Raw genomic sequence first — 24,920 nt, 5'->3', positions numbered from 1 at the left:
ATAAACACTGTAATATCCCGCGCACTATGGAACCCTACTCGTATCACGCATACATACCTTTCAGCCGTCTGAGGCAGGATCTCGAATTCCTCACTCCGCACGCGGTGCAACCCGAAGTTCGCCTCAACGCGGAGGATCTCGATTCCCTGAAGATGAAGGACGTGGAAAAGCTCGCGCGCGAGTTGCCCCAGTCCCTTCACGTCACCGTTCACGCTCCTTACCGCGACTTGAGCCCCGGCGCGTTCGACCGCCGGGTGCGGACGGCGACCCGGGAGCGGCTGGAAGAACTGCTGGAGGTGGCCGAGGTGTTACGCGCTCGATCGGTTGTGTGCCATCTGGGCTACGAGCCGAAGCAACACCACCGGCACACCGATGAGTGGCTTCAAAACAGCGTCGAAACCTGGTCCCATCTGGCGGAAACGGCGCAGAATGCCGGAATTCGGATTGCGCTGGAGAATGTCTACGAAGACTCCCCCGTGCTGCACCAGAAATTGCTCGAACTCCTGAAGGACGACAGCATGGGGATCTGCATCGACGTGGGGCATGCCAACCTCTATTCCAAGGTTTCCGTTCGGAATTGGTTCGACGCGCTGAAGGACCACATCATCGAGCTTCACCTGCACGACAATGACGGGACCGAGGACCAGCACCTTCCGCTCGGCCGGGGGAAGATCGACTTTGAAAAAATCTTGAAGGAAGACTTGCCTCTGGTGGGCCGTCCCTTGCTCACTCTGGAGCTCGTGGAGCGGGACGCCATTCCGGAATCCCTCTCGCGCATCAAGCAGGCCCTCGGCGCGTAGGCGCTGCTTGAAAAACCCATCATTGCCAAGGCGCATCTCTGGGTAGTCGCACCCCCATGCCGAGGACGGTATGGGGCCATGAGATGTCGCCGTGCCACGGATGGCACGGCATGTCACATGGCCTTTAGGGTGCGTCTTCGGACGCAGGCTGAAGCCTGCGGCTACCGGTCCATCGCGTTTTCAAACAGAGCCTAGTCGCCGCTACTTCGGGACTTCGCAAATACAGCTTGCCAGCGAGGGCTGGTAGGTCACGACGCGGCCTTGGGCCGCCGGATCGGAGGGGGCCGAACCGAAATCCACACTTTGGGTCTCGCACACTTCGCCGGTCTTGTTCTTCGTTGCCTGGACGGTGTGATCGCCTGTCAGGGGAGTAGATCCCAAATCCGCCTGGCAGCCGATGCCCTTCGCCGGAACATAGAGTAGCCGGCCCTGCTCTACCGTTACGTTCAAGTCGCAATCCGTCGGATTGATGACCTTCAAGGCGGGAAGGCCGCCGGCCTTGCCCTCGCAGGGGTTGTCGCTGCCGCACGAAGCAGTGAACAGTAAACAGTGAACAGTGAACAGCAGTGCGGAGCGGGGAAGAGGATTCACCCGGCTATGCTACACAAAAAAAGAGGGCCCCGGAAGCGGGGCCTCTCCCTGCGAGTACTGGGGAGCTAGCCTCTGTCGAGGCTAATGGATACGGGGCGCCGGGGGCGCACCTTTCGTTCTTGCCGACGGATATAGATGACAATGAGGAGGGGTGCGATGAGCAACACCACGGACACGGCAGCGTCTTTGAGTCCGCCCACTGGAACGGCGCCGTAGTACACCTGCGCGCAGGAGCTGGTCTGAACCTGGCTGCTGGAGACGACGCCGTCCTGCATGAGGTAGACGGCTTTCGGATGGGCCGTGATCAGATCATAGAAGAACGGGACCTCGACATTCACCACGTTGAACAGGCTTGTGGCAATGCCGGCGAGTTCGCCGACTTTGCCCAGGAGGCTGGACGCGGCCTGGGTGTCGCCGCCGTTGGACTTCACGGAGTTGAAGATGAAGCCGGCGATGTCCGTCCAGTGGTCTTGGAAAAACTTCACGAAGGCGTTGATGATCGTCATTTGGTCCCCCGTCTGGATGGCCTGGTAGATCGGGTAGATGTCGTCAAAGTCCATCATGCTTCGCATGAAGGAACCGACCTGGCCGGCGCCCGGCACGAGGCCCGTGTCGCCCGCAAGGCTGATGATCATGATGACTGTCTGCCAGGTGTTGCCGATAAAGGCGAGCTGCGCGGGCGGAGTGGCCCACATCTCCTCGAGCGGCATGTTGATGTCCATGCCTTTGAAGATGCCCACGCGCCAGAGTCCGGGGCCCGGCAGCGTGTAGGGGGTTTCGCGAGGCGCCGCGATTTCCACCTTCGGGGGCCAGATGCTGAAATCGATGACTTTCTCCTTGTCGTTCACCAATACGGTGGCCGTCGGATTCTTGTCGCTGGCCGACTGGGTGTACACGCCCGCGCCGTAGTAGATCATTTTCGGATTCTTGAAAACGGCGTTCAGGCCGGAGATTTGCTCGATCCACGCGGCATCTTTGTCGATGGAGGCGGCTCGGCGGGGGGCGTTCTGAGGCACGCGCTCATCGACGAGCATCTTCGCGGCGCTGACGGACACATCATGGGCCAGATAGAAAAGATGCGGATTGCGGTTGTAGTCGAGGGCGTTCGTCGGATCGTCATCCCACGCCTTCCGGATTTGCCTGGTAAGTTCATTGAATTCGGGCAGGATCACGGCTTTTTCCGCGATGTCGGCCTTCTGCTCGATCGTCGTCCCGAAGAACAGGGGGTTGATCATGGTGAGCGCGAGGGCGGTGCTTTCGGCGTTGACTTTGACTTTGTCGTTCCGGCTGGTGAAGGGACGGAGGGCATCGCGTTCGATCCATTCGGGGAAGCTGTAGGAGAGGAGCACCATACGATCGGTCTTCCGCTCGACGACGACACCGACTTGCGTACGCCCTTCCGGGAGATTGATTTTCGCTTCGCCATCGGTGTTGAAATCCTGGAACCCGCCGAAGGTGACGGCGCGCAGTTGGAGTTTGGCGAGGGCCTTTGGGACTTGCGCGTCATACATGCGGAGATTCAGAGTTCGCTCCGGATCGGGCCCCCCTTTCGCGCAGCCCACGATCAGGGCCGAGAGCGAAACCATGAAGACAGCTAGAAACTTAGTTCTCACAACTTGGTGTCGCATGTGCACCTCCAACGCGCGTACTAAAGCACCACAAGTTTTTCGTGTCAAGCGTTTTCTCGTGGCCGTGCCCGTCACAGTCTTTCAAGTGCAACAATGGTTCCACTCCATCCAAATGCTCTGAAAGTGCTCGAATAGGAAACCCAAGGAGCGTTCTCATAAGTCAATATAATTACAAGTATTTTGCTACAGCCCAGATTCGGAGGTCTTCGGGGCTGAATTGGAGATGGAGCGCGCCACAGTGCAATTTTGAGATATTGCCGGATTTCGCCAAAACCACCCTGAGCGTGGCTGATTCTGGCCGGAAAAAAGAACCCCCCATCACTTTCGTGATGGGGGGCGTTGTTGGCTTGAGTTAGACGGTCTAGAAGCGGTAGGCCGTCGCTGTCGCGGTGGTTCCGCCCGTCGTGGTCGCCTGACCGCTGGATGCGGTCTGACCCGTGGTGGAAGCGGACGTGGCTTTGCCCGTTCCGCCTTTCGCGAGCGCACAGCCTTCGAGCGGCTCGTTAGCTACCGTGCCGTCCTTCGTTTTCACGATGGACGTTTCATCCTCGAAGAGCGCGAGCGTGAGTTCCTGGCCCGAATCCCCTCCGGTGACGAGCTTCATCACACCATTGCCGGTGTTCTCGCAGTCCTTCTTGTCCGGGGTGCCGGGGACGAACATGTTGATCGATCCCGTGGCTTCGGCGCCCGTGGTGTCGGGCGTTTCGGTCAGCTTCGCCGGGGGTTGGCTGCCGAGCGCGAACACGATCTCCGCGCCATCACGGTCGGTGCCGGTCGCTTCATCCTTGAAGGTCGTGCGGTTTTGCCAGAAGGTGACCGTCTTGCTATCCGACGTTCCAACCTTGCCGCGCACGTGCTGCCAGCCGGCTTCGCTCAAGAGGATCGTCACTTCGACCTCGGTCTTCAGCACTTTCACCTTGAGCTCGCCCTCGGCGATGATGCCGTTTTCGTCGGCCGCGTGATACGAGATCGATCCCGTCACAAAGCCCGCGCTGATCTTCACGACCTTGTTCTCAGAGTCGGGGTTCTCCACGGTCGCCTCGATCTCCTCGCCGGTCGCTTCATCCTTCAGCTTCGTTTTCAGGTTGCCCTTGTCGTCCTCCGTGATCTCGAGGGGCTTGCCGTCTTTTCCGATCGGGGTCGGACGGCACTGGCCTTCCTTCTTGATGAAAGACTGGACACGGGTTTCGGTTTTGTCGTCGGAGAACGTGATGACCTCCGTGCGTTGGCCCGCGCCTTCGCCGGGGCATCCGCCCATCATCTGGCCGGGGCCACCGGGGCCTTGGCCGGGTTGGCCGCCCTGGACTCCGGTGCCGGGCTTGGTTTGATCACCGCCGGGCCGTTGAACCTGCAATCTGAGTTCGCTCACGGCTATGGCCGGAGGAGGCGGGGTTCCGGGACCCGGAAGGCCAACCGGTGCCGGCGGCGGGCCGACAATGGGTCCGGGGCCGGGCTGACCGGGACCGGGTTGACCGGGTCTCGCCTGCGGCACGGGGGGGAGATCACCGCCATACTTGCCTGCTTCGCTGCGCAAGCCCTGCGGTTTCACCACCATGGACATGCGTGTTTCTTCATTCATCAACACCGGATAGCGGAACGGCAATTTGCCGTCCTTGTTCGCTTGCGGTTTAGGAAGTTGGCGAACGTCGTTCCGCAGCTCGTCCACGTAGGTGATCGGCGGGGTGAACTGTGCGCCTGCGGTGCTCGCGGCGGCCACGGCCTCGAGGGCCTGGCAGCGGGTGGTCTTGCCCGCGGCGAAGTAGTCGCCCTGGCTGCCGATTTCGGCTCGACGGCCGTTGATCAGACGTCCCTTGCCCTTCACACTGTCCGATAGCGGTGTGCCATCCAGTTTGTTTGGCGTGCACGCTTCGTCGGAGGGTCTCTCGAACTCAGCGTGGAACACGTCCATGCTGATCTGTCCGATGCCCGGCACTTTCCCATCCACCGTGATCGCGGCGAAACCCGTTTGGTAGTTCACCATCAACGGGGGCGCGGTGGGTCCTTGTTCACCGGGGCAGACGGCCGGAGGCAGCTGCTGCGTGCCGAACTGGATCATGGTCGCTTTGACCTCCTTCGGTCCGTTGGGATCCGGATCCGGAGGGCAAGGCTTTCCACCGTTGTTGTTGCACCGCTCGACATTGACCATCGTCACCCAGCCGGATTCGGAGGTGACGAACGTTTTGAGCAGCGCGCGGAGGTTGCTCTCGTCTTTCGCCGCCTCGATGGTGTCCACGAGCTTTCGGAGCCACGCCTTCGTGTCTTCCTTGTTGTCCTTCGTGAACTCCTTGGGGGGTTCCAGCCCCGGAGGAAATTGGAACCGGCCTCGAAGGGTTGGAGGGCCACCCTGCTGCTGCTGAGCCGGGTTATAGAAGGTCTTCACGCTCCCGTCCTGGCATTTGGCGGTGACCGGGCAGACGAGCATGCCCAGCTTGCAGCTCATGGTGCTCCCGGAGGCCGTGCAGTTCTTTTTCATATCATCGCCCACCTGGGCGTCGCTCGGCATGCCGGCGATCGCAAAGGAGGCGTTGAGACAGCCGTCCTCCTGAGTAACCACGGTAATCGTGCCTGTCATTTTCTGGAAGTTGCTTCCTTCGCCGGGCGCGGGTGGACGCTGCTCTTCGCAGGTTACAGCGCCTTGGTCGGCGAACAGAGCCGGCTTGTGGAACACGCAGAAGCAGGGAATGTAAGAGCCTGCGGGGGGTGTTGTGGTGCAGACGGTTTCCGGATCCGGCGGCTTCGGGGGCGGCGGAGGCTGGACGGGCTGAGTGGTCGTTGTCGTTCCCGTTGGGGGGGGAGGGCACAGCATCTTGGCCGGATCACAGGGGGGTGGGGGGCACAGCATTTTCGCTGGATCGCAGGCGGTGGTGGTGGAGGTCGTCTGTCTCATCGGCGCGCCGCGGAGGCCGCCCATGAGCGACGAGCTGTTGGTGGCGCTGCCTGAGGAGGCGGTGGACGAGCTGTCCGACAGGCTCTCGCTCGAGCTGCTCATGTCCGACACGCTTGAAGCCATGTCGGTCACCGTTTGAATGGTCTGCACGGTGCTGTTGATCGTGGTCGTCGTTGAGCCGACGGCTGTGACGGCGGTGCCCGTCTGCGCGCCTTGGACTCCGGCGGCCTGCATTTGCGCATTGAGCGCGGCCAGTTCTTCGGCGCTACATCCAGCCAATGCAATGGCCAGACCGGCGCCGATCAATGTCAGAAACCTGGATTTCATGTGACCTCCTTCTATTACTCTCGGACGCAGGCTGAAGCCCGCGGCTACAGAGAAAACATTGGGGCTGATGTTTGAGTCGATTTCAATGGCCTGGAGACTTGCTCTGGCTCGATTTGTGAAGTGTTCCCTATGGCTCATGGGGCACCGTCTTACAGCAACGGCGTGCCAACTTCAAATTCAAGCTCTCTTGGACTCTCTGCGTCGATTTTTCCTGACTTTTTTTCTATGCGATGGGGACAGGAGTACCCAGGATCGTTATTTGTGGTCAGTGGCCCGTGGTCGGCCCGAGATCATTCGGGCTCGGCGAAGGCGAAGGGGAATTCGCCCGGCAGGCCGTCTGGTCGGAAATGCTCGCGGTAGAAAAGGAAATCCGCTTCGGCTTCTTCACGAGGACGGCGGCCGAGGTCCAAGTACAGCACCGCCATGGGGTAGAGACCTGCGGAGGTATCCATGATCACTCCATCGAATTTCTGTTCCACGGACCACCGGCCGTAGCCGGTTCGACCGCGATCGCGCAAGGCAAGTTTCTCGATTCGCTCCGGCTCGGTGAACGTCGTGGGCGGGGCTTGCCCAGCGATCGAGCATTCCGCCGGCTCTCCGGGCACCTGGCGAGCGGCAACCTCAAAGGCGCTCCGCAAGACGCCCGTGAGCAGCATCCGGTCTGAACGGAGGTCGCGGATGATCTGATAGGAAGGTTCCGGCCAATCGACGGACGTGTCCTCGGGCCGCCCCGCAACGAACAACCCACTCCTTTCGGATTCGGAAGACCACGGCTGCTTGGCGCCGTCCACCTCAAGCGGGGAGAGGCGCAGAAGCTTCGCCGGGCACTTCACCCCGCTCGAAAAGGAGGTGTAGATGAGAAGGAAATCCTTCCTGGAGAAGCCGACGAATCTCTGTTCAAATCCGCCCAGTCCACCTCCCGCCGTCACCATCATGAAAACCTGCTTCCCGAAATCGGATTCCGTCTCCGTCAATGGAGAGGGAAACTTTACATTGGTGCCGTGCCGCTCTTTTGGGCCCAGGCGTGCTCCTTCGAACGGCTCGGCGTCCGACACATCGTAGTTCGTGAGCCGCCTCTCCTCGAACGTGTTGGGATCAAGAACCTGGTAGGTGGCCGTCGCGTTGCGAACCACCACCCGCCCGCTCCGGTCGGCAATCGAAGTCCGGGACCTCTGGAAGTCGTACACCACCGAGAAAGCTGGGCAAATGAGTTTGGCGGAGGACACATGGAGTTCTGTCCGGCATTCGGTGACGGTTTCCTCAGACCCGCAGGCGGGGAGGAGCAGTACCCCCACGGCGATCAATCCGGAGAGAGCCGATCTCGGGATGGAGTGCACACCCTTCGACAATCCGCCTGAGGCGGACAGGGCGAGCGGTGTTTCCGTCTGTCCAGCCGAAAGAGCCCGTTCGTGGTGAGCGTGTCGAACCACCGGCGCATTCCGGGGAACCAGGATGGGGGCGCTACAGGTTGCCCTGAAGGAGCTGGACCAGCTTCGCCTTGGGCACGGCGCCCACGACCTGATCGATGGGGCTTCCCGCCTTGAACAGAATCAGCGTGGGGATGCCCATGACCTGGTATTTCGACGGCGTGCCTGGGTTGTCGTCCACGTTCATCTTCACAACCTTGAGTTTGCCGTCGTATTCCTTGGCCAGCTCCTCCACCATCGGGCTGATGGCCCGGCAGGGGGCGCACCATTCGGCCCAGAAATCCACCAGCACCGGGACCGGTGATTTCAGGACATCTTTGTCGAAGCTGTCATCCGATACGGTTTGCATGAGTAAGTTTATCGCGTGAAAATCCGGTCAAGTCAACTCGCCGCGCAGGATCCGGACTCGGACTCACGGCCCCGATTGGAAATACGCTTCGAAATCGAACGTCTTCCAGGGGTCTTCATCGAGAAACACCTCGAATTGGCTCCGACGTTTGAGCGACGTGAACCACCGATCATACTGCTCATCGAATTTCTTCCGGTAAATCCGATCCACCACCTTGTGGCGGACACCCGTAAGCGCCGCCCCGCCGAACTCACCGGCATGCTCGGCATAGTAGGTCTCCACGTCCGAATCGGACACCACGACAAGGAGGCCGATCCGCTTTTCTTTCAGCACCCGAATGGCCAGATCCTCCCGCACCCACCGTTCGATTTCCTCCCGCGACACCCCACCCTTCCCCCCGCCTGTTCGTGCACCAAGATCCCGCACCTTCTTCTGAACTTCACGGGCCAACTCCTCGGCATCGCCGGCCCCCATCTTGAGCCGCTCCGCCTCCTGCGCGAGCAGCTTGCGGTCGAGGACTCGGTCCATCCGATCGCGGATTCTGGTTTTGGCGCCCCCCCCCTGGGCGAGCCAGTAATCGGCCTTCATTCCCCTCAGAAACACGGGCTCTCCGTTGACTTTTGCGATGATTCCGTCCACGATGCGCGCTGCTTTGGGCGGGCTCGAAGCCGTTTCGGCCGTCCCCCGGCATGGAAACATCAGGGGCGTGGCCGACAACCCGAGCGCCAGCGACATTCGAAAAAGCCCGTAGGAAACGCGCGACGCGAGCATCACAGAAGAATAATAGAGGAAACAGCGTGGACAGCATAGAAGAAGTCGAGAAGCGCCTGTTGAACGCAGGCTACGTGGCCGACCGCCGGATCGCCGCGTCGGTCTTCCTGGCCCTGCGTCTCGAAAAACCGCTCCTCATCGAGGGACCCTCCGGTGTGGGGAAGACGGAACTCGCGAAGGCTCTGGCCTCCGTGCTCGACTGCGAATTGGTCCGCCTCCAATGCTACGAGGGGCTTGACGAATCGAAGGCCCTATACGAGTGGGAGTATTCCAAGCAGCTCCTCTACACACAGATTCTGCGCGACCGGCTCAAGGGATTTCTGGACAAGGCCCCCTCCCTGGCCGAGGCCGTGAAACTCCTTCATAAGGAAGACAGCCTTTTCTTCTCCATGGATTTTGTTCAACCGAGGCCGCTCCTGAAGGCGATCCTGAAAAAAGAGAAGACCGTGCTGCTGATCGACGAAATCGACCGCGCGGAGTCGGAGTTCGAAGCTTTTCTGCTTGAGATTCTGAGCGACATGCAGGTGACGCTCCCCGAAATCGGCACCGTGAAGGCGAACCACATTCCCCTGGTGATTCTTACAAATAACCGGCAGCGGGACTTGTCCGACGCCCTGCGGCGCCGGTGCCTTCATCTCTTCATCAACTACCCGGAGAAAGACCGGGAGGCGACGATCATCCGCACCCGCGTGCCCGAGCTCCCCGCCGCCTTGGCCGCGAAAGTCGTGGACACCATTCAGCAGATCCGCCGAATGGATTTGAAGAAAGTACCGGGCGTGAGCGAATCCATCGATTGGGCGCGCGTGTTCGTTTTGCTGAGCGCCAAGGAACTCGATCCGAAGCTCGTGGATGAAACGTTGAACGTGCTTTTGAAGTACGAACAGGATCTCAAGAAAGTCCGCTCCCGTCTCGACGAAGTCCTCGCCGACACCTCCACCCCCGTCACTCCCATCAAGTCCGCCGTCCGCTCCTCGCTGAACTGAGCCGCTCCCGGCTCTGATCCCGGACCGCGGCTCGATCGAGCTCGCCAGGAAGTTGGTTCAGGCGCCCAGGAAGAACTCGGCCGGGATATCCGTGAGCCGCTGGGGTCTCGGCAGGATGTCGTAGGCGAAGACGCGGTGGCCGCACGAGGGGCAGCCGGAGTATGTCACCCGAACTTCGTCCTCGGCGATCGAATCCCCAACCAAGGCCGAGATCCTCCGTGCGGCCTCGTTGAAGCTCTTTGCGGTGACTTCAACGGTCTGCCAATCCATTCGGAGGATTCTTGACACGGAATGAATCCCAGTGCAAGTCGGAACTTGCCCCACACGGCGCCGACGACTACAATCCCCTCCATGCAGAACCGTCTGCTCGATTTCATCCAGAAACTTCGCGAGGAAGGGGTGCAGGTTTCCCCCGCGGAACTTCTCGATGCCATGCAGGGACTCTGCAAAATCGACCTGCTCGACTCCGTAGCCGTCGAAGCCGTCCTCGAATCCGCCCTGATCAAGCGTGAAGTGGACCTCGAAGTTTTCCGCAAACTCTACAACTTGTTCTTCCTCTACGGGCAGACGACCGGCCTCCACGCCAATCTTCCCGGCCTGGGGGACATGCTTTCCCAACTCCAGCTCACGCCCGCGCAGAAAGAGGCGATCGAGAAAGTTCTGGCGAAGCTGCTGGACCGCCTATCACCCCTTGCCCGATACCTCCTCTCCACCGATCCGAGGCGGCTCGAAGTCCTCCGCGAAATGCTCGAAGACCTTTACGGGGAGGACCGCGACCTGGCCGACTCGCCCATCTTTCGCATGTTCCGCCGGCCGATGCGAATCAAGGGATTTCTGTTCGACGACCTCCGAAAGATCGAGGAGGCACTCCAGGCCGAGGGCCTCCCGGGAAATGTCATCCAGGCGATGTCCGAGGAGTTCCGCCGGATCCTCACCGAAATGGCCAAGAAGATCGAAACGGCCTTCCCCGGCGATCTGCACGTGAAGCCCGAACGGAAGGTCGGGGAGCACTACCTGATGGATCGCCCCTTCTACAACATCAGCGAGAACGAGGCGAAGGAGGTCCAGCAGATCCTCAAGAACCTCAGCCAGTATTTCTACGATGTACTGTCCCGCAAGAAGCACCGCGAAAACACGGGGGTGCCGGACATCCGCCGCATTCTCCGCCACAACATCAAGCACGATCTCCTGCCGCTGGAACTGTTCAACCGCAAGCGGCCGTACAACCAGCCCGAGCTGATCGTCATCTGCGACATTTCCAGCTCCGTCCGTCACGCCGCGCGGTTCATGCTCATCTTCGTGCATCAACTCCAGCGGGCGTTCCGGAGAGTGCGCAGCTTCCTGTTCGCGGGGGACCTCGGCGAGAGCACGGATCTTTTCAAGGCGCACGATCTCAACGACGCAATCCAGCTCGCCCTCACGGGCAAGGTGGTGAACCCGCACCTGTACACCGATTACGGTTCCGCGCTCGAACAGTTCTACCACGAGCATTTCAACCACGTGAGGTCCTCCACCGTTGTGGTCGTTCTGGGCGACGGCCGGAACAACTACGGGCCGGGTCAGGAATGGGTCCTTCAGGAAATCCGCAAGAAATCGCGGATGCTGGTCTGGCTCAACCCCGAGAGTCCCCTCCTCTGGGGCACGGGCGACAGCCTGATGCACATCTACGGCCATTTCTGCCAAGTGGCCTCCGAATGCTCCACTCCGCGCCACCTCCAGAACATCATGGAGAAAATCGCGTGGGCCATTTAGTAGCCACGATGCCACTTGATTTCACCGCCCTTTTTCAGTAGAGAGTATTGACATTCCATGAGAGCCGTTGAAGCGAAGGCGAGGGTGGACGAGTTCACGGACGTCCAGAAGACACTCAAAGACCTCGGGGCGCGCCGCGGGGGAGAGTGGGAAGAGAAGGACGTCTACTTCAAGGTCAAGCGCGGCAAATACAAGCTCAAGACGGACGAGGACGGCAAGTCGGCGCTCCTTTTCTACTTCAAAGATGCGGTCAAGGGCGCCAAGCTCTGCGTGTGCGAAAAACTTCCGCTCAAAGAGCGCGGGAAGATGAGCCAGTTCCTGCAGGCGAATTTCGGCCAGGGCGTGGAGATCAAGCGCAAGCGATCCCGCTACATGCTCGACTCCATCCGGATCTTCCTGGACGACGTGCTGGACATCGGCAAGTTCGTCAAGATCGAGGCACCGGTGGACCCAACCACCCCGGTTCACGACGCGAAGAAGCACGTCGACGATCTGGTGAAGAAATTTCGATTTACCGACCGCGAATTGACCAGCTACACCTACGACGAGCTGCATCGGATCGCGACTCTGAAGAAGTAGAAAAGCGATCAGTGTTCAGCGCGCAGCGATCGGATCAACAGGACCGGCTCGGATTTCGTGGCTGAGAGCCGAAAGCTGAGAGCTGACGGTTTCCCCGATTTGACTCCTGTTTCCCGCAGGCGTAGCATAGTGTTTCCGGCAATTATTACCCCGGAAGGAGAGAGCAAAACATGGCGTTGATGATCACAGAAGAATGCACCAATTGCGGCGTGTGCGAGCCGGAATGCCCGAACGACGCGATTTACGAAGCCGGTGTCCGCTGGATCTACCCCGGCGAGTCGGGTGACCATGATCCCGTTGAAGCCGCCAAGATCGGCAATGACGTCTACTATATCGTTCCCACCAAATGCACGGAGTGCGTCGGCCATTACGAGACTTCCCAGTGCGTGGATGTCTGCCCCGTGGACTGCATCCCCAAACACTCGGAGATCGTCGAATCCAAGGAGCAGCTCACTGAAAAGTACAACAAGCTGATGTCCCTCGGAGGGAAGAAGGCCGCCTGATCTCCCCTGGAGTCTAATCGGCGCCTTGGGTATCCCCCGAGGCGCTTTTTTTTTCGGGCCAAACGCAATAGCATGTGGGCCTCCACCCCATGAAGAAGATCCTCTTCCTTTCCACATGCGTTCGAGGCGGCGGCGCCGGCTGGAGCCTCTACAGCCTGATCAAGAACCTCGATCGGACCCGATTCGAACCCCATGTGGTCGTGCCCTCCTCGGGCATTTTCGGGGAACTGTATCGAGGCTTGCGTGTTCCGCTGACCGAGATCCGAAGCCTGCCTGAACGAATGGAGTCTCCGGCCTCGGCGCCCCGGCGCGTCATCGGGCTCGCGCTCGCCGCGCGGGAGGTCGCCGCGCTCGCCCAATCCGGAGAGTTCGATCTGATCTACTGCAACAATATGCTCACAAAACCGGTCGGCTGGCTGGCGGGGGGAAGCGCCAGGAGGCCGGTCGTCTTTCACTGTCGGAATATCCATGACACGCGAGCCCGAGCGACTTTCTATCCGATGCTCGCGCGCTCGCCGCGGGTGAAAAAGGTGATCTGCAATTCGGAGGCTTCGCGGGAACCGTACGCGCGATGGGTGGGCGGCAAGACCGTCGTGATTCACAACGGGGTGGACCTCGATCGCTTCTCCGCGCAAAACGCGTCCGGAGCCGTCAGAAGCGCGCTGAAGCTGGAGCGATCGGCGCCGCTCGTCGGATATTTCGGAAATCTGATCCCACGGAAGGGACCGCAGATCCTCGTCGAATCCGCACCGCACGTGCTTCGACGACAACGCGACGCACAGTTCGTTCTCGTCGGCGACGAGCCCGTCGGAGGCAGCGGCCGATTTAGACAACGGTTGGCCGACCGTGTCCGTCAATTGGGCGTCGAAAGCGCGGTCCATTTCACCGGCGCCGTTCCGGACATCCGGCCCTATTTGAGCGAGGTGAACGTGGCCGCCATTCCTTCGCTTCAAGAGCCGTTCGGGCGGGTCGTCATCGAGGCGATGGCCATGGGCGTGCCGGTGGTGGCCACGGCGGTCGGTGGTATCCCGGAAATCATCCACGATGGCGAGGATGGAGTCCTTGTGCCGCCCGGTGCGCCGCTCGAATTCGCGGAAGGGATTCTGAAACTCTTGGACGATCCGGCCCTGGCCGGACGGATCGCCCGCGCGGCATCGGATCACGTTCGAAAGAATTTCGCCGCTCCGGTGATGGCCCGCCGCATCGAATCGGTCCTCGACCCCGTATGAGCCCCATGGGGTCGAGTCTTGACTTGATACTTCTTGGGCCGCGGCCCGACCGCCCGTAACCCCCATCCGCGGAAGTTGTGCCAAATCAAGACTTGACCCCTTCGTCTTCGCTGGGCCGGGGGGTCCTGACGAATTTCACCGGCATCGCGCTTCGCACCTCGCGCGTGGGTTTTCTCTGGATCGTTGCCAAACTCTACGGCACGTCGGAGTACGCGGTGTACTCCCTCAGTTTCGCCGTATACGACGTTCTTCTCTTCCTCTGCCTCGCGGGATTCGACAACGCACTCTGGAACTTCATTCCGCGGTACCGGGGAACCGACAGGGCTCGTGAGCGGTCCTGCCTCCAAACGGCGATACTGCTGCCCGCGTTCGCATCCCTCGTCCTCGGCGCGGGACTGGTCCTGGGCGCCGAACCGGTGGCGAGTCTGCTGTTCCGCAAGCCGGAGGTCGCCCCCGGACTCCGGTGGATGGGGGCCATCCTTCCGCTGGCCACGCTGGCTCGAATCCTGTTCGCCGCCACGCGGGGTCTCAAGATCATGAAGTACTACGTCATCGGGATCGAGATGTTTGAGCCTCTCGCGATGGTTTCTCTGGCCCTGCTCTTTCTACAGTTCCAGCTGCCGATCCCCAAAGCGGAGGGACCTTTCGTGGCGCATCTTGTCGCCGAATTCGCCGTGGTCTTGGTGGCGTTCGTCACCACACGGCGCCATTTCTCCCTGGGCCAAATGTTCATGCCGCACCCTGCGTGGTTTCACCGCGAGACTTTTTCCTACTCGGTGGCGCTCGGCGGCGTGAACATGTCCACCCTTCTTTCCCGCCGCGTCGATATTTTTCTGGTCGGGCGTTACCTCCCTCTCCCGCAGGTCGCCGCGTATAACCTTGCCACGGAAGTGGCATTCATTATCGTCAAGATTCGTGCCGCGTTTCCCCCCATCATGTCGCCCCTGCTGGCGGAGGCTTCAACCACCGGAGACCACAAGCGGCTCAGGGAATCGGCGCGCGCCGCAGCCCTGTGGAGCACCGTGGCCACGATTCCCGCCGTGGTTCTCGCCCTCCTCTTCGGGGCGCCCTTGATGGAAGCGTTTGGAATGGAGCCGCGCTTCGGGCATGCGCCGCTCATCCTGCTGGTCCTCGGTCACTTCGCGTATACGGCGGGTGGGCCGGCCGGCGAGGTTCTCGCGGCAACGGGCAGACCCTACGCCTACACGCTCTTCAACAGCCTCCCTATGATTCTCACGCTGGTACTCGGTCCGCTCCTGATCCCGGGGGGTGCGGGTGTGACCGCCGCGTGGATCACCTGCGCCGGGACGGCCGTTTCCAAAATTCCCCTCGTCCTCCTCATGAACTCCAAAACCCGAGTGCAGACTTTCAGTTTGTCGCAGATCGAAGTCCTCGCCGCCGGCGCCGCACTGGCCGCCCTGCTCTGGGCCTTGGGGGCGTGGATCACCGTGGATACGCCCTTGGAGATGGGTGGACTCGCGCTCCTATTTTGTGCACTCTTCGGAGGATGGATCTGGAAACGCAAACTCCTCAGGGCCGACTGACGATTGTTCTGTTCACCTACGATTTCCCTCCCTTCATCGGTGGGATTTCGGCCTATGCGCGAAGTCTCGCGGTCGGTCTGGGCGAGTTGGGTCATGAAGTGCACGTGGTCTGCCCCGGAACACCGTGGGATGCCGGCGGACAGCGACCCTACATCCATCGTTTCGATGCCACCGGGTCGGATTTCCACCGCTATCGGAAGGGAGTCGAAGCGATGGAAGAGGTTCTGAATAGCGTGCGGCCCGACGTCCTCCATGCGGTGAGTTCGATAGCCCATCTGGCTTTGGGGCGGATGGAAACCCCGGCCCTTCCGCGCGTCATGACCGTTCACGGCACGGAACTGCTCCGAAACCTGAATCGCCGAGGGCTCCGCCTGAGAGATCGACTGTTTCGTCCGGCTTACTTGGAGGCCGACCGTATTATCTGTGTAAGTCGGTTCACGCGATCGCTGGCCGAATCACACGGTCTGCCGGCCGACAAGCTGCACGTGGTCTACAACGGAGTGGACACACGCCCCCGATATCATGCTCCGGAGGCGGCATCTGATCTTCGGTCGCGATTCGACCTCTACGGAAAGAAAGTCATCCTCACGATCGCGCATCTTCACCCCCGCAAGGGACAGATGGAGGTGATCCGTGCCCTTCCGGAGATTCTGCGGACCGTCCCGGAGGCGGCTTACGTCATGGTGGGGAGCGGGGATTCGATGACCGAGCTCAAGTTGGAGGCCCATGCGATGGGACTCGATGGCGCCGTACGATTCTGCGGCGAGGCGCCCGATGCCGCCGCTTTTTTCGCCGTGGCCGACACCCTCGTGCTGTTCAGTCTCCCTGCCGGTTCCTCCATCGAAGGTTTCGGCCTGTCCGTCGCGGAAGCGATGGCCGAGGGCGTGCCGGTCGTCGTGTCGAACACGGGCGGCCTGCCCGAGGTCGTCGAACATGAGCGTTGTGGCCTCGTGGTGCCGCATGACCACCCGGAGCTTCTCGCACCTGCCCTGATCAGAGTCCTGAAAGAGCCTTCGGGGGAACGGCGTTTTGGAGACGCGGGCCGGCAGCGTGCCCGCGGGATGTTCTCGCTCGCACGCTTCACGACAGACACTCTCGCCGTCTACCAGACCGCCTTGCGAGGCCGCGTTTGACCCCACCACCTGAATCCGGCTCGCCGAGCGAGCCGACAGGCTCCGAGTCCGCTCCGCGTCCCTTTTCGGGCAGTGGGGGGCCCCCGCCTTCCACTGTTTCCAGGCAACTCGTCTCGGCCGTCGTCTACAACACGATGGCACGGATCATCCCGTTCCCGGCCGTCGTTGGAATCAATGTCGCGCTCGCCCGCCTTTTCGGGGCGGAGGTGGTGGGACAGGTCACCCTGCTCCTCTTTTTCTCGGGCCTCCTGGCCTATGTCTCCCGGTTGACGGGAGGGGCGGGGCTCGCCCATGCCCTCACCGCCTATCCGCCGGACAGCTCGCGCGGCTGGTCGCTCTTCTGGAAAACCTACCGGACATCCATCTGGATGATGGCGCTTTCCTCGGCGGTGTTGATACCGATGTCGGCGATCGTTCTCGATCGTGCGTACGGTCAGGGATCACTGTGGAAGGCGCTGATCCCGCTCGTTCTCGCCGCGGCGTTCCTGGAGCACAGTTGGCAGTTCGCCCAATGCCGTTTCCGCGCCACGCAACGGATGAAATTCTTTTTCCGCGCGGAAACCGCGGCGCAGTATCTCACGCTGGGTTTCGTCTTCGCGCTTCCCTGGCTTCTGGGTCGATCGGCCCAATCGGCTGCGATGTACAAAGTGTTTTTCCCGTTCTGCGCGTTCATTGGTGGCGGGATTTTCGTATGGCTTGAATACCGACGACGCACCACCGAGGCGGGCGGGTCAATTCCTTCTTCCCGCTCCGTGATCAGTTACAACGCGCGCGCGCTGCCGCAGCAGCTTTCGGAAATCGTCATTGAATACGCCGACCGCCTGATCATCCCCCTCCTGCTCACGGTGGAGCAACTGGGCTACTACGCCAGCGCCTACTCGGTTTTCAAAGTGTTCGACATGATTACGAGATTGCCCGCCCAGATGCTTTTCTCCTCCCTCTCGGGGCTCTGGCACCGCGGGGAGAGCCATCAGGTTCTCAAGACCTACCGCGATACCCACCGCTACCTCGTCCTACTGGGCTGGCCCATCATGCTCGCGGGGATCGGATTTTCAGATGTCATCATGGGATGGTTTGGAGACGATTTCCGGCAGGCCACCCCGGCGCTCCGCATCCTGCTCGCCGGGTGCCTCTTGCACAGCGTCGCCCAACTTACGGGAAACATTCTTCTAGCGACGAATCGGCCGTTCCAAGCATCCATCCCCATCGGTGTCGGCTCCCTGCTGAACGTCGGCCTGAACCTTCTCCTGATTCCCGTGTGGGGATTGAGCGGCTCGGCCGCGGCGGGGCTGATCTCGTACGCCTTGATGGCCGTTCTGACTCTGATCCTCGTGGCCCGCGCGATCCGGACGCGGGCGTGGGAACTCTTGGATGGCGTGAACATCTCCAGAATCCTGGTGGCCGGAATCCCGATGACCGCGGGTCTGGGCCTTTCGCTCTCCCAAGCCGAACCGCTGTGGCGATTCGGCGGCGCACTAGCCTCCCTGGCCCTCTTCCTCGCTCTCGCCTTCATGACAAAGGCGTGGACGCGAGACCTCCTGCGAAGCGTGAAGAACTTGGGCCGCGCGTAGCGGAAAGTTCAGGTCGTTCGCGCCGTTTCTTCCAGCACGTCCAGAGTCAGCCGCGCTGCGCGATCCCAGGAAAAGGCGCGGGCGCGTTCGAGGCCACGCCCGACGAGATCGGAGCGAAGTCCCGGATCCCGGAGGAGACGAAGAATGGCGGCGCTGAGCGTGGCCGATGACATTTCGTCCAGCAGAATTCCTGCCTCTCCCACCACTTCGGGAATGGACGTCCGCCGTGTCGAAACGACGGGACACCCGCAGGCCATCGCCTCCGCCAGCGGCAGACCAAATCCTTCATGGCTGCTCGGATACACAAACGTCGCCGCTTCCGAGTAGAGCCTCACCAACTCCTCTCGCGAGAGAAATCCCACGTGCCGAATCCCATCCTTCCATTCCCCCGTCATCCAGGGTGCGATCTCGTCCAACTTCCAGCCCACTTTTCCGGAAAAGACGAGCCGAAGGTCTTTCCCCCACTCTTTCCGGACTTCCCGAAACGCGTCGATCAGAACGCCGATGTTCTTCTTCGGGTTGATGTTTCCCGCGTATAGGAGGTATGGGGCATTGCCAATTCCGACGCGGTCCCAAAGCAAGTGCCGACGATCCGGATCCCGAACAGGACGAAACACGGCCGGGTCCACCCCGAGCGGAACGACCGTGATCCGCTGTCGCCGGATTCCGAGGACGCGTTCCATGCTCTCGGCCGTGTAGGCTGAATCGGCAATAAAGCGGGCTGCCCGGCGCGAGGCGTGACGTGCAGACCACGCCTTATAAAGCCTCTTCGACATCGTCAGGGTTTCACCGGCTTCGGCGTAGGCCAGATCGTGGACCGTCACGACGGCGGGCGCGTCGAAGCGTCGGATCGGAACCACCGTCTCCGGGAAAAAGACGACGTCGGCCTCGAATCGCTCGAAGTCGCCCGGCATCAAGAAATGCTCCCACGCGATGAAACCCGTCTTGCTCCGGAGAGCGGGAGGGGCGGCGATGAATCGCACGGAGCGATTCCATTCGGCCACCTCGAAGATATCGTTTGATCGGACGAGATACGTGAGTCGATGCGCCGGGGCCAGGGCAGGAAATCGACGGGCCAACTCCATTGCATAGACACCGATGCCCATCGTTTCGCGCGCCACGGCTTTGAGGTCAACGGCGATCTTCATGGGTGCAACTTCGATTCGGTCGCAGCTTCCCCAGCCGCCAAAATGGTCGAGGTCAGTTCCGCCAACCGCGCCCCGAGGAGGACGTGCTTCTTCTGATCGAAAATCGAGCGGACCACACCTTCGACGTCGTCGTTGCGAATTCCCCGGCCAAGCAGACCTTCACGCAGTCGCCGGATTCCATCTGAATCGGCGAGAAAATCCCCACACACCTCCAAGTCCGAGAACCGTTCGTTCTCGATGGACGCGTAGACTTCAAGAAACCCGATGCTGACTCGGGATCTCGCCCGGCCCACTCCACCCCTCCGCAAGCGATCATCGGTCCTTCGAGGGGCCTCCTCGACCGCAGGAGCGGATGAGACGGGCGCTTTCGCCTCCTCGAATGAAACCCCGAATCGACGTTCAAAACCTTCCGCCAACTTCCGGGCCAGGACGTCCGGCGCGAGGGCCTCCAGGTCGAATTCCTTGAGACAGGCGGAAGGGAATCCTCCGCTCAGATACGATTCACCGGCCGGGTAGGCGAGGAACTCTTTCGGCAAGACCCACGGGCCTGTCATGGCCAGCAAACACTCGAACAACACGGCGCCACCGGGGGCGACCTCGAACGAGAGATACCCGATGTGTTTCCCGTTCGCCCAGAGGAATTCCTTTCCGTTATAAGCCGCTTCCAGTCCCATTGATCCAAGGCCTGACAGAATGCCTCTCACGTATCGGTTGATGATGCGATCCATGGGTGTTTCCGTCCATGCCGAAGCGTTCGGAAGAAACAGAGCCATGTGAAGGACGCCGGGGCCCCATCGCGTGGAGATCCCGCCGGTCCATCGCGTCATGATCGGAGTTTTCATGCGGGCGCACGCATCGAGGTTCAGAGCGGAATCGTGCCGTTGATACGCGCCTGCCGCAACGAACTCCGAACGGAAGGCGGAGCAGACCATCCAAGGAACCGGTTCGATCTCGCCCGATCCCATTCCCGAGAGCAGTGCTCGCTCGCGGGCAACGACGTCGGCGGCCTCGCTCCCTCCCGCCCAATGGAAATTCGCTCTCACGCTCCACGCCCTTCTACCACTACCCTTCTTCTTGTTCGATCCACACCCGAATTCCATCCCTGTTCCAGGCCGTTCCGGGTAGCCGCAGCCTTCAGGCTGCGTACTAGACGCGGGCTAAAGCCCGCGGCTACCGGGTTCCGGCCCGGAACACAACCCAGTCCGGAGGTCGGCTCCAAGCAAGCTGTCACTTGAGATAGCCCCAATCCTTCATGATCTGGACGACCTCGGGGGTCTGGCGACTCAGATTCGTCGGAAGGTTCGAATAGGCCCACGTTCGCCGCCCGGTGATGAAGAGGACGGGGAACTCGGTGAGAAAGACCGAGGGCATCCCTTTGCCCGCTGTCAGGAGCGGGGCTTTCGACGAGTCGAATTCAAAACGAGACCCCTTCTCGATTACTCCCAACGGGCCGAGCGAAAGCGTTTTCACTTCTTGCCCATTTTCGCTCAAGTCCAGGTGGATCCGGGTTTCGGGGGATTCAAAATAGAATTCGCACCATTCCGTTTGCGTCCTCGCCCGTAATGCCATCCCGCTTGGGGTCAGTTCTTGAATCGTGCATCCGAGCGATTCGTCCGACGCCACGACGGGCAACGAAGGAGACGCGGCTGTTGTCTTCTTCCCGGACGGCCCCCCCCCCCGCTCCCAATCCACGCGCCCATCGATCGAGGAACTTGGGGGTATCCTCAGCACCCATCCTCGCGGTGAATGGGTATTGGGATGCGGATTTCGGCGAAACGCCTCTTCGCTGTCGGCTCCCGAAAGCACGTGTTCACGGAAATCATCCGAAACTCGCCACGCCTCATCCACCGCGCGGCGCTCGGGGCCATCCCCTTTGACCCGAATTCCTTCTGCAAAACGAACGAACTTCAGCGAGTCGGGACACACCCATGCCTCCCCCATTTGCATGTCAATCGGCCGGCAGGAATCGGTGAAAGATTCAGCGGGATCGGGCAGGTCGTCGCCCGCCGCTCGCGCCCATTTCCCCGCCTCCTCGGGCAGCCACCCGAATTCACGCTCCCCCGGCTTCACGCCCGGTCCATTCAGGACCCACAGCACGCGGAGGTCGTCTTCATACGTCGTTCCTCCGTGCCACCCATACGGATCGCTCCACTGCCATCGGCCATCGCGCTTCGAGAAATACGAACGCTTCTTGTCCCGGCTGAAAATGTTGCCGTGGTCCGAGAGGACGACGAAAATCGTATCGTCCTCCAGCCCTTCCTCTTTCAGGAGATCCCGCAACCACCCGGCCACGCGATCGCTGTAGTGGGCTCCTGAGGCATATCGGAAGGCTTTGAATACGGAGCTCGGCGCGTGGACCAGCGTCGCGGCCATGTCGCGAATCGGCGGAACTTTGAACAAGTCGTGCGTCACATCCACGTGAACGTACATAGCGAAAGGCAATCCGCGGTGGTTCCGGATCCAGTTCGATGCAAGATGCACGATGTTCGGCGTGTCTTGCATCGTGCCGTGCACGATGTAGCTCTCCTCGATGCCGAGATCGTAGCCCGCCTCGTGGGTTTCAACGGCAAAGATATTGTCGTGGATGCCGGCGGTCCGATATCCCCGCTCCGCCAACTGTTCGAAGATCGACGGCGGCCCCCAAGCGCGGAGCCGGCGCACACGGTCCGGGATTTCGCGGTCGTAAATCGGCAGCAGAAGATCGGAGGCGCGGACACCATACGCAAGCGCAGCCACGCTCGCCCTCGTTCCGTTCGCCGCCGTGTACATCCGCCTCACCACCTCTCCACTCCGGCATAGTTCGGCAATGACCGGAGTGTCCGTCCAAGGGCGGTCTTCCAGGCAGTCGGTGAATTGGGGGCTGAGTCCGTCGATCACCAGAAAGAGGAGATTCGGTTTCGGGGCGGTCCGCTCTCCGATCACGATCGGTGCGCCCCACAGGCCGACGCCGGCGGAATCCCGTCCTTCCCCCTCCACTCGAAATCGCAGGATGACAGACCGACCGCTCCATCGAGAAAGATCCGTCTCCACCCTCTTGAACAGCCACCGCTTCGGTCGCGCACCCCGCGCGAACCACTTTTCAATCGCGGCCAAGCCCCGCGAGAGGAGGGAAGAATGCGGAGGGTGGTGGGAGGGCCCCGATTCGTCCATCACCGTGGTAGCGCTCCCCTCAGAGATAACGTCCAGTCTGAACCGCAGGAGCCGTGCCGAGTCGCTATCGGGAAACCAGGACGCGACGTGCGTTTCAAAGGCGGCCTTTGGGGGCAGGACAACCTGGTACGCCACCACACCGCCCGGAGGAACGAGAACCACGGGCATCGATTCGAGAGCGAGACCAAGCCGCCCGACGGCGGCCCAAGATTGTCCGGCTCGACGGCCGGTCCCCTTCATCGCTACTCCAAGGTTGAAGGCCGACTGGATTCGCACATCCGTTGATTCATCGAAGTTCACCAAAACGGGGTGCTTCTCGGCCAGCCGCTCTGCCACCTCGAATTCGCCCTGCTTCAAGAGCCGGCCTTCGGGAAGTTCTCCCAGCACATCGGGCCGCCAGTGGGGAAATTCGAAAGCGATCTTCCGGAGCGCCACCAGCGCCAGCAGGGCGACGACCAGTTTGAACAAACTACGGAGCATCCGGATTCTCCACAAGGAATTCGTGAAACAGGGTTTCACCACCGATCTCCATCGCCATTCTCCTCAGCCCTAGGAGGAGTCGGAGTCCCTCCGCGGCATCAAACCCGGGATCCACGTCATAACCCTTGATCCGGAGCAAGTTATACTCCGGGCCGCCGCGCAGGGGCTTGTAAACCAGTCGAGAGTCTCCTGACATGATCGCCCGATGCTTGCTGCCGTTGATGATCGATTCGTACTCCGGGCGCACCACAATCTCGAAACGGTGGTCCACGTCCATCTCGGTGAAATCGAGCAGGCTCGCGTACGGAATGCGCTCGCGGTGGAACCGGGCGCTCCCTTTCGGCACGAACCATGCTCCTGTCTCAAGATAAATGGGATCACTCGGTGGAAGCCCGCCGCGGAGCGCCGGCGCCAGACTCTTTCCGTCTGTTGGGCCGTACTGCTCCAGCCGGAATCCCAGCCATTCCACCAGTGTGGGCGTGAAGCTCGCGAGTGAGATGGGATCGTCGCTGATTTTTCTCGGCGTGAGTCCGGCTCCCAGAAACACCATCGGGACTCGAATCCCTTCTTCATTCCACAACTCGTCGCCATGTCCCATCCACCCGTGCTCATAAAGGTTTTCGCCGTGGTCCGCGGTGATGATGACGAGGGTGTTCGGCCCGATGGGCGATTCCTGAATTCGCCGCACCAATGCGCCCACCGCTTCATCGGCGGCGTAGAGAGCCCCGTCGTAGAGCCCGCGGACCTGGGCGCGGTCATCCACCGTGAGCGTTTCTTCAGCCAGATCGATGCGATTGGCCTTGTGATACTTGTACGGCCCCCGGTAGGCCGGATCAGTGAACTGCCGGTAGTAGGGATCCGGCGCCGAATAGGGAAAGTGAGGCGAGGAAAAGAAGATCGTCAGGAAGAATTTTTGCGAACGAGAGAGTCGGCCGATCATTCCGTCGGCGCGCGCGGCCAGGGCAGCCGGCTCGCTGAGACTTGTGAATTCCCGAAGCGCGGGGAACAACTTCATGCCAAGCGGATGGCTTACGTAGGGCAGGAGCAGTGGGTGGGTTTCCAGCGAGCGCTGTTCCATCAGCACTTCGGCGGTGAAGTCCGGGCAGTCCACATGGTCGAACCCCAGGTCGACGCGGGGGAAAATATCGCCGGCGTAGTCGGCCACGACGGCCGTCGCGTAGCCGTGGTCGCGAAGGAACCGCGGGAGCGTCGTGCCGATGCGGGCCCGTTGCTCCTGCGTCGGAAACATTTCCCGGATGCCGTGCCGGGGCGCGTAGCGGCCGGTGTGGATCGTCACCATGGACGGAAAGGTGCGGGCGACGTCGGGATAGGCGCGCAGGAAGGACACCCCGTCCTCCGCCAGTCGACTGATCCGCGGCGTGATCGGCGAAAACAGGCGATCGGATCGGAAGGAGTCCACCGCAATCACGATGACGTTGGGCCCCGAATTCGATGAAATCCCAACGCCCTTCCATCCAACCCAAAGCCCGAGGATACAGGCCACGCCCGCCGCCAAGGTCCGACGAGGCCATCGGCGAAACAGCGCCGCGCAGCCCGCGAGGGCACAGGCCCCCATCAGACCCCAGGCGAATCCCCTCGCCCAGTTCCCCAACCCGTGATCCGTGAGAAGAATCTGGAGCAGTCGTCTCCCCCTCCCCCGATCATAAAGAAACTCCGCATAGTTCTGGGGGTGGGCTTGAATATCTCCACATAGAAACCCGATGTGCAGGAGGGAGAGCATGGCCAGAAAGCCGTACCCTCGCACGCGCGCGGGCAACCGGGACAGGCTCGGAACGGCCACGAACGGCAGGGCGGAGAATAGGGAGAGCACCAAACCCACCGCCACGTAGGCGCCAAGAATCCGGAGCTGCATCCAGGCGGCGGAGAGGAGAAAATACTTTTTGAAGAGCTCCTCAAAACGGGGATCCTGGACCCCCATCACGGATTGACTCGCAAGAAACGCGAGAGAGAGGGCAAACTGGATGACAAAGATGAGGAGTCCGACTGCGATGGCCCGGCGGATCCTCCGCCTGGGGGTCAAGTCTTGACTTGACACTTCTTGGTCCTG

The 24,920-nt window shown here is 61.2% G+C and carries 20 protein-coding genes; 9 read left to right on the top strand and 11 right to left on the bottom strand.

Going from position 1 to position 24,920, the window contains the following annotated elements:
* Positions 1–26: 26 nt before the first annotated feature.
* Positions 27–800 carry a sugar phosphate isomerase/epimerase gene (locus tag HYT87_09865; GenBank protein ID MBI2060064.1) on the top strand — a complete coding sequence of 258 codons (774 nt, stop codon included), beginning with the start codon at positions 27–29 and terminating at the stop codon, positions 798–800.
* Positions 801–1,001: 201 nt separating this feature from the next.
* Here the strand turns inward: HYT87_09865 and HYT87_09860 are convergent, their stop codons facing one another.
* The 6 genes from HYT87_09860 to HYT87_09835 all read right to left on the bottom strand — a co-directional run bounded on the left by HYT87_09860 (position 1,002) and on the right by HYT87_09835 (position 8,780).
* On the bottom strand, positions 1,002–1,391 hold the full coding sequence (locus tag HYT87_09860; protein MBI2060063.1) for a hypothetical protein: 390 nt from the start codon (positions 1,389–1,391) through the stop codon (positions 1,002–1,004).
* A 65-nt stretch (positions 1,392–1,456) separates the two neighbouring features.
* Entirely contained in the window at positions 1,457–3,019 is a 1,563-nt protein-coding gene (locus HYT87_09855) for a hypothetical protein (GenBank protein MBI2060062.1), read from the bottom strand.
* A gap of 361 nt (positions 3,020–3,380) precedes the next feature.
* Positions 3,381–6,233 (bottom strand): hypothetical protein, encoded by a 2,853-nt coding sequence (locus HYT87_09850; GenBank protein MBI2060061.1) that lies wholly within the window; start codon positions 6,231–6,233, stop codon positions 3,381–3,383.
* Between the two features lie 290 nt (positions 6,234–6,523).
* Positions 6,524–7,663 (bottom strand): hypothetical protein, encoded by a 1,140-nt coding sequence (locus HYT87_09845; protein ID MBI2060060.1) that lies wholly within the window; start codon positions 7,661–7,663, stop codon positions 6,524–6,526.
* Positions 7,664–7,694: 31 nt separating this feature from the next.
* Entirely contained in the window at positions 7,695–8,009 is a 315-nt protein-coding gene (gene trxA, locus HYT87_09840; protein MBI2060059.1) for a thioredoxin, read from the bottom strand.
* A gap of 63 nt (positions 8,010–8,072) precedes the next feature.
* Positions 8,073–8,780 carry a hypothetical protein gene (locus HYT87_09835; GenBank protein ID MBI2060058.1) on the bottom strand — a complete coding sequence of 236 codons (708 nt, stop codon included), beginning with the start codon at positions 8,778–8,780 and terminating at the stop codon, positions 8,073–8,075.
* On the opposite strand from HYT87_09835, the gene HYT87_09830 reads away from it, so the two are divergent.
* Entirely contained in the window at positions 8,699–9,763 is a 1,065-nt protein-coding gene (locus tag HYT87_09830) for a MoxR family ATPase (GenBank protein ID MBI2060057.1), read from the top strand. The genes HYT87_09835 and HYT87_09830 overlap by 82 nt on opposite strands.
* A gap of 57 nt (positions 9,764–9,820) precedes the next feature.
* Here the strand turns inward: HYT87_09830 and HYT87_09825 are convergent, their stop codons facing one another.
* Positions 9,821–10,033 (bottom strand): hypothetical protein, encoded by a 213-nt coding sequence (locus tag HYT87_09825; protein MBI2060056.1) that lies wholly within the window; start codon positions 10,031–10,033, stop codon positions 9,821–9,823.
* Between the two features lie 81 nt (positions 10,034–10,114).
* Between HYT87_09825 and HYT87_09820 the strand changes: the two genes are divergently transcribed.
* From HYT87_09820 to HYT87_09790, 7 genes are all read left to right on the top strand, one after another.
* Positions 10,115–11,515: a VWA domain-containing protein gene (locus tag HYT87_09820; GenBank protein ID MBI2060055.1), complete on the top strand. Its 1,401-nt coding sequence runs from the start codon at positions 10,115–10,117 to the stop codon at positions 11,513–11,515.
* Positions 11,516–11,572: 57 nt separating this feature from the next.
* Entirely contained in the window at positions 11,573–12,094 is a 522-nt protein-coding gene (locus HYT87_09815; protein ID MBI2060054.1) for a CYTH domain-containing protein, read from the top strand.
* Between the two features lie 170 nt (positions 12,095–12,264).
* On the top strand, positions 12,265–12,597 hold the full coding sequence (locus HYT87_09810) for a 4Fe-4S binding protein (GenBank protein MBI2060053.1): 333 nt from the start codon (positions 12,265–12,267) through the stop codon (positions 12,595–12,597).
* Positions 12,598–12,686: 89 nt separating this feature from the next.
* Positions 12,687–13,826, top strand: coding sequence for a glycosyltransferase family 4 protein (locus HYT87_09805; protein ID MBI2060052.1), 1,140 nt, complete (start codon positions 12,687–12,689; stop codon positions 13,824–13,826).
* Positions 13,827–13,918: 92 nt separating this feature from the next.
* Positions 13,919–15,370, top strand: a complete 1,452-nt coding sequence (locus tag HYT87_09800; protein MBI2060051.1) for an oligosaccharide flippase family protein — start codon at positions 13,919–13,921, stop codon at positions 15,368–15,370.
* On the top strand, positions 15,334–16,503 hold the full coding sequence (locus HYT87_09795; protein MBI2060050.1) for a glycosyltransferase family 4 protein: 1,170 nt from the start codon (positions 15,334–15,336) through the stop codon (positions 16,501–16,503). Before HYT87_09800 ends, HYT87_09795 begins: the two co-directional genes overlap by 37 nt.
* Positions 16,504–16,637: 134 nt before the next feature.
* Positions 16,638–18,074 carry a polysaccharide biosynthesis C-terminal domain-containing protein gene (locus HYT87_09790; protein ID MBI2060049.1) on the top strand — a complete coding sequence of 479 codons (1,437 nt, stop codon included), beginning with the start codon at positions 16,638–16,640 and terminating at the stop codon, positions 18,072–18,074.
* A gap of 8 nt (positions 18,075–18,082) precedes the next feature.
* On the opposite strand, the gene HYT87_09785 is transcribed toward HYT87_09790, so the two are convergent.
* From HYT87_09785 to HYT87_09770, 4 genes are all read right to left on the bottom strand, one after another.
* On the bottom strand, positions 18,083–19,222 hold the full coding sequence (locus HYT87_09785) for a glycosyltransferase family 4 protein (protein ID MBI2060048.1): 1,140 nt from the start codon (positions 19,220–19,222) through the stop codon (positions 18,083–18,085).
* Positions 19,219–20,265 (bottom strand): hypothetical protein, encoded by a 1,047-nt coding sequence (locus HYT87_09780; protein MBI2060047.1) that lies wholly within the window; start codon positions 20,263–20,265, stop codon positions 19,219–19,221. The genes HYT87_09785 and HYT87_09780 overlap by 4 nt, the downstream gene beginning before the upstream one ends.
* Positions 20,266–20,449: 184 nt before the next feature.
* Positions 20,450–22,852, bottom strand: coding sequence for a sulfatase-like hydrolase/transferase (locus tag HYT87_09775; protein ID MBI2060046.1), 2,403 nt, complete (start codon positions 22,850–22,852; stop codon positions 20,450–20,452).
* A complete protein-coding gene (locus tag HYT87_09770; protein MBI2060045.1) occupies positions 22,842–24,893 on the bottom strand; it encodes a sulfatase in 2,052 nt (683 codons plus the stop codon). Before HYT87_09770 ends, HYT87_09775 begins: the two co-directional genes overlap by 11 nt.
* Between the last annotated feature and the right edge of the window lie 27 nt (positions 24,894–24,920).

The organism is Nitrospirota bacterium (assembly GCA_016180645.1).
Taxonomy (GTDB): domain Bacteria; phylum JACPQY01; class JACPQY01; order JACPQY01; family JACPQY01; genus JACPAV01.
Note: the sequence above shows the minus strand (reverse complement) of the source record. Positions and strands in the feature narration are given on the sequence as shown.